The sequence below is a fragment of the Algibacter sp. genome (genome assembly GCF_029245835.1).
Taxonomy (GTDB): Bacteria; Bacteroidota; Bacteroidia; order Flavobacteriales; family Flavobacteriaceae; genus Algibacter_B.
Genome location: NZ_JAQWOO010000028.1, coordinates 1 through 10,004 on the forward strand (window position 1 = coordinate 1; position 10,004 = coordinate 10,004).

At 33.4% G+C, this 10,004-nt stretch carries 8 protein-coding genes; 5 read left to right on the plus strand and 3 right to left on the minus strand.

The window, feature by feature from the left end; all coding sequences use genetic code 11:
* On the minus strand, positions 1 to 1,389 hold a 1,389-nt coding region (locus P8K68_RS04320), incomplete at its 3' end, for an aminoacyl-histidine dipeptidase (RefSeq protein WP_300248425.1).
* 246 nt (positions 1,390 to 1,635) lie between these two features.
* On the opposite strand from P8K68_RS04320, the gene P8K68_RS04325 reads away from it, so the two are divergent.
* Together P8K68_RS04325 and P8K68_RS04330 are read left to right on the plus strand one after the other, a co-directional pair.
* Positions 1,636 to 2,703, plus strand: coding sequence for a DUF3810 domain-containing protein (locus P8K68_RS04325; RefSeq protein WP_300248426.1), 1,068 nt, complete (start codon positions 1,636 to 1,638; stop codon positions 2,701 to 2,703).
* Positions 2,704 to 2,943: 240 nt separating this feature from the next.
* Complete coding sequence (locus tag P8K68_RS04330; protein ID WP_300248427.1) at positions 2,944 to 3,297, plus strand: hypothetical protein; 354 nt, start codon at positions 2,944 to 2,946, stop codon at positions 3,295 to 3,297.
* Here P8K68_RS04330 and P8K68_RS04335 read toward each other — a convergent pair.
* Positions 3,294 to 4,082, minus strand: coding sequence for a DUF6503 family protein (locus P8K68_RS04335; RefSeq protein ID WP_300248428.1), 789 nt, complete (start codon positions 4,080 to 4,082; stop codon positions 3,294 to 3,296). The genes P8K68_RS04330 and P8K68_RS04335 overlap by 4 nt on opposite strands.
* 83 nt (positions 4,083 to 4,165) lie before the next feature.
* Between P8K68_RS04335 and P8K68_RS04340 the strand changes: the two genes are divergently transcribed.
* The 3 genes from P8K68_RS04340 (at position 4,166) to P8K68_RS04350 (ending at position 8,657) form a co-directional block, all read left to right on the plus strand.
* Positions 4,166 to 4,960, plus strand: coding sequence for an RNA methyltransferase (locus tag P8K68_RS04340; RefSeq protein ID WP_300248429.1), 795 nt, complete (start codon positions 4,166 to 4,168; stop codon positions 4,958 to 4,960).
* Positions 4,961 to 5,068: 108 nt separating this feature from the next.
* Positions 5,069 to 6,301, plus strand: a complete 1,233-nt coding sequence (locus P8K68_RS04345; RefSeq protein WP_300248430.1) for a M48 family metallopeptidase — start codon at positions 5,069 to 5,071, stop codon at positions 6,299 to 6,301.
* Positions 6,302 to 6,830: 529 nt separating this feature from the next.
* Positions 6,831 to 8,657: a DEAD/DEAH box helicase gene (locus P8K68_RS04350; RefSeq protein ID WP_300248431.1), complete on the plus strand. Its 1,827-nt coding sequence runs from the start codon at positions 6,831 to 6,833 to the stop codon at positions 8,655 to 8,657.
* Positions 8,658 to 8,717: 60 nt separating this feature from the next.
* On the opposite strand, the gene P8K68_RS04355 is transcribed toward P8K68_RS04350, so the two are convergent.
* A partial coding sequence (locus P8K68_RS04355; protein WP_300248432.1) for a T9SS type B sorting domain-containing protein occupies positions 8,718 to 10,004 on the minus strand: 1,287 nt, incomplete at its 5' end.

Consider the following 10,004-nt stretch of genomic DNA (forward strand, 5'->3'; position numbering starts at 1 on the left):
ACTAGCTCTTTCATCGGGAGAATGTGCTCCTTTTATCGTAGATCCAAAAGAAATCATATCCATCTCAGGATAATTTGTTCCTAAGATACCACATTCTAATCCTGCGTGACAAGCTGCAATATTCGCTTTTTCTCCATTTATTTTTTCATATAAAGTGGCAACGACTTTTAAAATAGCTGAATCCATATTAGGAGCCCAACCCGGATAATTTCCGGAAAAACTAACAGTAAACCCAGCTAGATCAAATACTGACGATAAAGTATTTACCATATTCTCTTTAGATGAATCTACCGACGAACGGGTAAGACATTCTATTTTAATGATTCCGTTATTTACCGCTATTTTAGCAATATTATTGGATGTTTCTACCAAGTTTTCAATAGATGGACTCATTCTAAAAACACCATTATGAGTAGCATAGACAGCTTTAAAAAACTGATTTTGATCTTCGATACTCATTACCGTTTCTGGAACTGCTACCTTTTTAACGCTAATATTAATAGCAGACTCTAAATGATGAAATTCATTTTTAATTTCATTTTTCATTTTTTCAAAACCAGCTAGAAAATCGATCTCGTTATTAATTGCTACTACTACAATAGCATTACTTTCTCTCGGAATGGCATTACGTAAACTTCCTCCCAATAAAGAGGATAAAGAACAAATGTCATTCACTTCAGATAATATACGATTCATCAATTTATTAGCATTTCCTAATCCTAATTGAATTTCCATACCACTATGCCCACCTTGCAGTCCTTTAATTGTTATTTTATATGCATTGGCATTATTAGAACTTGGGATTGGAAGGTAATTTTTAGATGCAGTAACATCGACTCCACCAGCACAACCCACTCCTATTTCATCATCTTCTTCGGTATCCAAATTCAATAAAATACCTCCAGAAAGTAAACCGCCTTTTAAGCCCATAGCTCCTGTCATTCCGGTTTCTTCATCAATAGTAAATAAGGCTTCAATTGCTGGATGTGGAATATCTGTGCTTTCTAAAATAGCCATAATTGTTGCCACGCCTAAACCATTATCTGCACCAAGGGTTGTCCCTTTTGCTTTTACCCAATCGCCATCTACAAACATCTCAATTCCTTGAGTCTCAAAATCGAAAACAGTATCACCATTTTTTTGGTGTACCATATCTAAATGCGATTGCATAACTATGGTGGTTCTATTTTCCATACCTGCAGTGGCTGGTTTTTTTATAATAACGTTTCCAACTTCATCTTCAATAGTTTCTAAACCTAAATTTTCACCAAAATCTTTCATGAAAGCGATAACACGTTCTTCTTTTTTAGATGGACGTGGTACTGCGTTTAAATCGGCAAATTTATTCCAAAGGGCTTTTGGTTCTAGTAGTCTTATTTCTAAATTCATGGCGTATTTATTATGTTTTCAAAGATAGCAAATTGACACGGAATTTGGCAGCTACTCCTGATTGAAACGGCATCCTTTTTGTGAATTTTTTATATTGCCGTACGTACCTAGGTAAAAAAGACGAAACCTAATGAAATCCTGAAACAAGTTCGGGACTGCCTCACAAAAAGATACAGTGGAAAGCAGGAAGAAACCTTAATAAATATGCAACTGCGATAGGGTACAAATTTTTATTACTTTTGATACATGCTGAAAAAGAAAAAAACGATTATTGCGTTATCGTTAATTCCACAATTTTTACTTGTAAAATTGCTATCTAACTATCCTGAGTTTATTGAGCAATATTACAGTAATGGCTTGTATCCTGTAATTTCAAAAGTTTTTAGGTTTACATTGGGCTGGATGCCTTTTTCCTTTGGCGACTTGGTATATACTTTTGCGGGCCTTTATGTAATAAGATGGTTTTATATAAACAGAAAGCGTTTGCGTAAAGACACAAAAAATTGGTTTGTTGATGTTTTTGCTGCTATTGCCATAATATATGGTGCGTTTCATATATTTTGGGGATTGAATTACCATCGTTTACCACTGCATAAGAGTTTGAATTTAGAGCGCGATTATACTACAGAACAACTAGTACATGTTACTGAATCGTTAATTAAAAAATCGAATACCTTACATTCTGAAATTTCTAAAAATGACACCATTAAAGTTGATATTCCTTTAACTAAATCTGAGATTTTTAAAATGACCCCTTCAGGGTATGATAATTTAATGCAGCGTTTTCCGCATTTAGAATACAACTCGAAAAGCTTAAAAAAATCCATATATAGCTATCCTTTAACTTATATGGGGTTTAGTGGTTATTTGAACCCCTTAACCAATGAAGCCCAAGTTGATGGTTTGATTCCTGTTTATAAATTCCCTACAACATCGGCTCATGAAATTGCACACCAATTGGGATATGCCGCTGAGAATGAAGCTAATTTTATTGGTTTTTTGGCTACGACGAGTCATGATAATATCTATTTTAAATATACAGGCTATACTTTTGCTTTGCGATTTTGCTTGAATGAAATTTACAGACGCGATGAAGCTTTATATGAGAATATTGTAGCAAGTGTTAATACAGGTATTCTAAAAAATTATAAAGAGATTAGGGATTTTTGGGAAGCTCATGAAAATCCTGCTGAACCTTATTTTAAATTGTTTTATGGTAATTTTTTAAAAGCTAATAGCCAGAGTAAAGGCATGAGAAGTTATAATTATGTAGTGGCTCTTATTGTTAATTACTTTGAGACTACCCCAATGTAATTACTCTACAATTGTTGCTCCCAACAGACCTTTTAAAGACTTAATTCTGGTTTGTATTTTATTTTTTTCTGAGAATTACAAACCCTTTCTCTTTTATTTCAGTAAATTTCTGGAAGTTTTGTACTTTAGATAAAATTAAAGTTTTTGAGATTATAAAACTTCTATAACGAGAGTTTGACACCCAAAGGAATGACTATATATGGAAGCTACATATAACAAAAAAAAGAATATTAAAGACACATGAAACACATACTGATAGTTTTAGCACTTTTTTTTTGCTCGCAAACTTACGCACAGGAAATTAATATTATTGATGCTAAACTTCCTGCTTTAATTTCATTGAAATACCCAAATATTAAAGAAGCACTTACCTCAAAAAATAATTTAAACAAGGACTCTTTTTTGTTGCCTGAAACAAATGGTTATCTAAACACTAATTTTTTCATAGATAACAGTCGACGTGCAAACAGACATTTTGCTTGGTCTCAATCAGAGCAAAGAAATTTAAGTAAAGAATTACTAAAAATTATGCATAGATTCCCTGGTGATGGCAGTAATTTAACAATTAGCCCAAGAGGTTTATTGGTGCCTTAATCTATAATAGTTGCCCCCGCTGGTGCTTCAAACATATCTGTATCTGGTTCTTCTTTTGATAGTTTTATATCTGTGAATGGTAAATCGTTTCGCTTCTCAGTAGGCAAATTATTCTCGTAATTATACCATGTTAAAGTTTCTGGTAAGACTAAACCTTCTACAGTTTGCCAATTATTGTATTTTATAAAATGAAATTCCTTTCCTTTTTCTTTTGAAAAATACGTTACAGTATAGCCTAACCAGGTCATTTTATGGGTTTCAGAATCGTAATATAAAATGTATTCGTCTTCTGGTGATTCTCCCACCCCACTTTCATAAGAAATTTTAATTCCTGGGTATGATTGACCTTCAAATTCTAAAGCGGCGACATCTTCGTAAATAATACCATCATCAGCTAAAATAAAAGGCATCGCATAAAAATAAAACATGAGATTATAATAGAACTTCGGGTTCCCTTTATATGTTGCTGTATCTTTATTTTTTAACCAAACATCTTCACCATCAAACCCAATGGTATGATGCGGCATTTCTATTAACGATTTTCTATTTTTTAAGTTGGTGGTTGTAACCTCATCGCCATTAAGTTTTTTCATGGTGAATTCTAGAGACTTCATGCCATTCCATGTATCTAAACCACCGTGAGCACCAAATACTTTTGTGATGTTTTCTGGATAAATACTTGTTGTTACATCTAGCGTTTCTTGGGAATAATCTATAGCTGGCGTTGTTTTATTTTTACAAGCTAATACTGAAATTGCGAGTGCTAAAAAGATGTATTTTTTCATTTCGGTAGTTTTGAAAAGTTTTAGTCTTTGACGAAGTTAGTGGAATATAATTACATAAAAACTATTACTTTTGCTTGATTCTTATGAAAGAAATAACTAGTTCACAAAACACGTATATTAAACAACTTGTTCAACTCAAGGACAAGTCGCGCGAACGAAAAAAAACTGGTACATTTTTAATTGAAGGTGTACGCGAAGTTTCATTAGCTTTAAAAGGAGGTTATGAGATTGGAACTGTTTTGTTTTACCCTGAATTGTTCTCTATTGAAGATCTAAACAATTTAATACCAGAACAACTCGATACTATTGAGATTTCAAAAGAAGTCTATCAAAAATTAGCTTACAGAGCTACTACTGAAGGTGTTTTGGCTGTTGCACAATCTAAAGAAAATCAATTAACTGATTTAAAGTTTGAATCAAAAAACTCTTTAGTTTTAGTTGCAGAAGCGCCTGAAAAACCTGGGAATATAGGTGCCATTTTAAGAACTGCAGATGCGGCAAATGTTGATGCTGTAATTATTGCCAACCCAAAAACTGATTTATATAATCCGAATATTATTCGTTCTAGTGTGGGTTGCCTCTTTACTAATCAAATTGCTACTGGAACCACATCTGAAATCATCGAATTTCTAAAAACTAGACATATTAATATTTATTGTGCGGCATTACAAGCCTCTGTGAATTATCACACTCAGGATTTTACAGAACCTACAGCTATTGTTGTGGGTACCGAAGCTACAGGATTGAGTAATGAATGGTTAGAAAATGCGACTCAAAATATTATTATTCCTATGCAAGGTGAAATTGATTCAATGAATGTTTCGGTTGCGGCAGGAATTCTTATTTTTGAGGCCAAACGTCAACGGAATTTTAAATGAGTTTTTCTTGTAAAGACCTAAGTCGTAAAGCAAGAATATTATAAATTGAAACTAAAATTAAACAGATTGCCACGTCGCTAAAAAGCTTCTCGCAATGACATAAAAAATATGACATCAACAGCCTTATTTTACATCATCATAGCCATTATAGTCATCAATTTCATAGTTGACAAAATTCTTGATGCCTTAAATGCGAAACATTTTAACGATAAACTTCCAAACGCATTGCAAGATGTTTATGATGAATCAGAATACAAAAAGTCGCAAAACTACAAAGCAACAAAATACAAGTTTGGTATAATTACCTCAACGTTTTCCTTGGTTTTAACTTTAGGCTTTTTATGGTTTGATGGTTTTGAATTTGTAGACCATATTGCAAGAAGTTATAGCGAGCAGCCAATTATAGTTGCAATGATATTCTTTGGCATAATTATGATTGGTAGCGATATTTTAACCACGCCATTTTCGTATTACAGCACCTTTGTTATTGAAGAAAAATTTGGATTTAATAAAACGACTATCAAAACTTTTTTCTTAGATAAAATTAAAGGCTGGTTGATGATGGCTATTGTTGGCGGTGGTATTTTAGCGTTAATCATTTGGTTTTACGAGGCTACAGGGAAACATTTCTGGTTATATGCTTGGGCTTTAGTAGCTATTTTTACGTTGTTTATGAATATGTTTTATTCTAAACTTATTGTACCTCTTTTTAATAAACAAACGCCTTTAGAGGAAGGCACTTTGCGTGATAAGATTTCAGCTTATGCTAAAACGGTTGGCTTTAAATTGGATAAGATTTTTGTGATTGACGGCTCTAAACGAAGTACAAAAGCCAATGCCTATTTCTCTGGTTTTGGCAGTGAAAAACGGGTCACACTTTATGACACTTTGATTAATGATTTAGATGATGAAGAAATTGTTGCCGTTTTAGCACATGAGGTTGGGCATTATAAAAAGAAACACATCATCTTTAACTTGTTTGCTTCTATTTTATTAACTGGATTAACACTTTATATTTTATCGTTATTTATTTCAAACCCTTTATTATCTCAAGCGTTGGGTGTTGAAATACCAAGCTTTCATATTGGATTAATTGCTTTTGGACTCCTCTACTCGCCTATTTCTGAAATTACAGGGTTAATTATGAATGTATTTTCTAGAAAATTTGAATACCAAGCTGATGACTATGCAAAAAACACTTATAAAGGCGAACCTTTAATTACCTCACTTAAGAAGCTTTCGAAAAACAGTTTGAGCAATTTAACGCCACATCCTGCTTATGTATTTATGCATTATTCGCACCCAACGTTGTTAGAGCGGATTGGGAATTTGAGGAAGTAAGTTTAAAAGCTCTTAGTTATTTAAATACAAGTAGAAATCTTATTATCTATGTGGCACAAAGATGCTAAAATTATTTATTCATCTATTTTGATATCATAATCGCACCTTATTTCGACATGAAAACAAACAATGATTCCCTATTTATCAAAATCCTTCACAGACAAATGCGTTAACGATTGAACAACCTGTTTGAAATCCTTTTTAAAACTTAATGGCATTTATTTTAATTTGAACAATAACTAAACAGATTGCCACAGTCGTACCTCCTTCGCAATGACGTTTTAAAAAGATTGAGTAGTGAAATATTTATATTCACGAATTCCAAAATTTAAAATAATAATGCATGAGTTAAGCGTGTTAAAACAACCAAATAAAAAAAATCCAAATAATAGTGTATCTTTGCACCTTGAAACTCAAAACGAGTTTAAATTCCTCAGAGTGAGGATGTGTTATTAGAAGTTTAGGTTTAAGTATGTCGATTCACTTCTTTATGTAACACTGCATAATAAATCGCATACATTAAATTAAAATGAGCACATTCCAAGATTTAGGTCTTAATGACGACCTATTACAAGCAATTACAGATTTAGGGTTTACTAAACCCAGTGAAGTTCAAGAAAAAGCAATTCCTATTTTATTAGAATCGGAAACCGATTTAGTGGCTTTGGCCCAAACTGGAACGGGTAAAACCGCGGCTTTTGGATTTCCGATGTTAGAAAAAATTGATGTCGCTAGTAGAACCACACAAGGTTTAATTTTATCGCCTACTAGAGAGCTTTGTTTACAAATTACCAACGAAATGAAATTGTATGGTAAATATTGTAAGGGCCTTAACGTGGTTGCTGTTTACGGTGGCTCTAGCATCCAAGATCAAGCCCGTGAAATTAAACGTGGTGCGCAAATTATTGTGGCGACTCCCGGACGTATGAAGGACATGATTAAGAGGCGTTTGGTTGATATTTCTAAAATCCAATATTCAGTTTTAGATGAGGCTGATGAAATGTTAAACATGGGCTTTAAAGAGGATATTACCGATATTTTATCGCATACCCCTGTAGATAAAAGCACCTGGTTATTTTCTGCAACAATGCCTCGTGAGGTAGCTACTATTGCTAAAAAATTCATGAATAATCCACAGGAAATTACAGTTGGGACTAAAAATGAAAGTACGAGTAATGTATCTCATGAGTATTATTTAGTTAACGCTAGAGATCGTTATCAAGCTTTGAAACGTTTGAGTGATGCAAATCCTGATATATTTTCTGTTATTTTTTGTAGAACAAAACGTGATACTCAAAAAGTTGCCGAAAACTTAATTGAAGATGGGTATAGCGCTGGGGCTTTACATGGCGATTTAAGCCAGAATCAACGTGATTTAGTAATGAAATCGTTTAGAAACCAACAAATACAAATACTTGTGGCTACTGATGTTGCTGCTCGTGGTATTGATGTTGATGATATTACACACGTTATAAATTACCAATTACCTGATGAACCTGAAGTTTACACACACCGTTCTGGTAGAACAGGGCGAGCTGGTAAAACGGGAATCTCAATGGTTATTGTTTCGAAAAGTGAAGTGCGTAAAATAAAAAGTATTGAACGCATTATTAATAAAAAATTCGAGAAAAAGGATATTCCTGATGGTGCTGATATTTGCGAGGTGCAACTCATGTCGCTTGCTAATAAAATTCACAATACAGAGATTAACCATGAAATTGATAAGCATTTATCCAGCATCAACGAATTGTTTGCTGATACAGATAAAGATGAATTGATTAAAAAGTTCTTCTCTGTTGAGTTTACACGTTTTTATAATTACTATAATAAATCTAAAAACTTAAATGTTGCTGAAGGCTCTTATGACAGGGATAGCCGACGTGAAGGTGGACGTGATTTTAGTAGAGGTAGTAAAAATGATTCTACGCGTTACTTTATAAACGTTGGTGGAAAAGATGGTTTTGATTGGATGAAGTTGAAAGACTTCCTGAAAGAGCAAATGAATCTTGGTAGAGATGACGTTTTTAAAGTGGAAACAAAAGACAGCTTCTCGTTTTTTAATACTGAAAACGAATTAAAAGAAAAAGTACTCGCTCATTTTACCGATTTTAAACACGAAGGGCGTTTTGTAAATGTTGAAGTATCTGAAAACCGCGGTGGTGGAAGACGAAATGATAGACGTAGCGGTAGTTCTGGAAAACGACGTGACGATAGACGCAGTGGCGGAAGACGAGATGATAGAAAAGAATCTTCTGGAAATAGAGGTGACAGACGTAGAAGTGATAGCGGCTCTAAACCAAGACGTTCAGATTCTAGTGATTTTGGAAGTTCTAGACCAAGACGCTCTAGACGTTAACCCATAAAAAATAAGTATAGAAAAAGCCTTAAAGTTTTAAACCTTTAGGGCTTTTTTATTTTATCGTTTTAAAGTAAAATGCCCTTTATGCGTTTTATTCTTACTTGGTCTGTTTACAACAAACCAATAATCATCTGTAGCTAGTAATTGCCCATTAAAAGTACCATCCCAACCTTCAGAGGATGCATTTAATTTTGTTATTAGTTTACCATATCTATCAAATATATGTACTTCAATACCTAATTCTTTTTCAGAGAAATTTATTTTCCAATAATCATTATAACCATCATTATTTGGGGTGAAAAACTTTGGATAATTTAATAAGTATACGTCTTCTGAATACAATAAACAATCTCTTTCATTCTTAACATATACGGTATAATCTCCTGCTTCTAAGTTATTAAATACATTAGAACTTTGATAAACATCACCATCAATAGAAAACAAATAGCTTTCCATCCCATCAACATAAACTTCAATTGAATTATTATTAACAGTCCAATCCGTTTCAATAATAGCAACAGATTTTGGTATCTCCGTATCTAAAACTTGAATAGTTTCTGTTACACCACATTTTGATCGCCCTTCAAGAACATTATAAACAGTTACAGAATAACTTCCAGCTTTGTTGATGGTAATCTCTGAATCGGTTTTTCCATTTGACCAAAGATATTCATCATGAATAGAGTTTACATATAGTTGTAAATCTTCCCCTGGACATAAGTACCAAGTTTTAACAATATCAATTATAGGTTGAAACCTTACTTCTATATAAAACGACGTGGTATCATAACATGTGGCATTTACCAAATTCTCTACTCTTACAAATATTTCTTGTGAAAGGGATTGATTCTCAAAGTTTTCATCTAATGGTAAATTCCCTGAATCTGCATCTAATTGCGAAGCGTGGAATGTCACCTTACCAGTTTGAGCTTTTAAAATCGCTGATTTTTGTGAAGCCAAATCAAAAAATTCTTTTCCGTCATTCGAGGCATCATCACATAAATATAGGTCTAATGGTTGATGTGCGGTTAAAGCTTGGTCTATAACAACATTAAACTTGGTGGTGTTATAACATACTATAGTTCTAGATGCGCTTGCTGTATTTTCTATTCTTGCAAATAGTTCTTGACTTCCACTCTCAAAAGTACTTGGAAGCGCCCCATGTCCTGTATCTGCGTCTGATTGTGTTTCGTGATAAGTAACAGCAAAATCCGTAGAAGACTGTCCATTAAACACGGAAGCATCAAACTGTGATAAATCTATAATTTCTTTACCATCGTTGGATTGGTCATCACAGATAATATAATCAGCCACTTGTCCTGCGGTAGGCTGAGAGGTAACTTC

Coding starts and splice junctions, on each gene's coding strand:
- P8K68_RS04345 (WP_300248430.1), top strand. CDS start 5,069: ATGACATCAACAGCCTTATTTTACATCATCATAGCCATTATAGTCATC.
- P8K68_RS04330 (WP_300248427.1), top strand. CDS start 2,944: ATGAAACACATACTGATAGTTTTAGCACTTTTTTTTTGCTCGCAAACT.
- P8K68_RS04335 (WP_300248428.1), bottom strand. CDS start 4,082: ATGAAAAAATACATCTTTTTAGCACTCGCAATTTCAGTATTAGCTTGT.
- P8K68_RS04340 (WP_300248429.1), top strand. CDS start 4,166: ATGAAAGAAATAACTAGTTCACAAAACACGTATATTAAACAACTTGTT.
- P8K68_RS04350 (WP_300248431.1), top strand. CDS start 6,831: ATGAGCACATTCCAAGATTTAGGTCTTAATGACGACCTATTACAAGCA.
- P8K68_RS04325 (WP_300248426.1), top strand. CDS start 1,636: ATGCTGAAAAAGAAAAAAACGATTATTGCGTTATCGTTAATTCCACAA.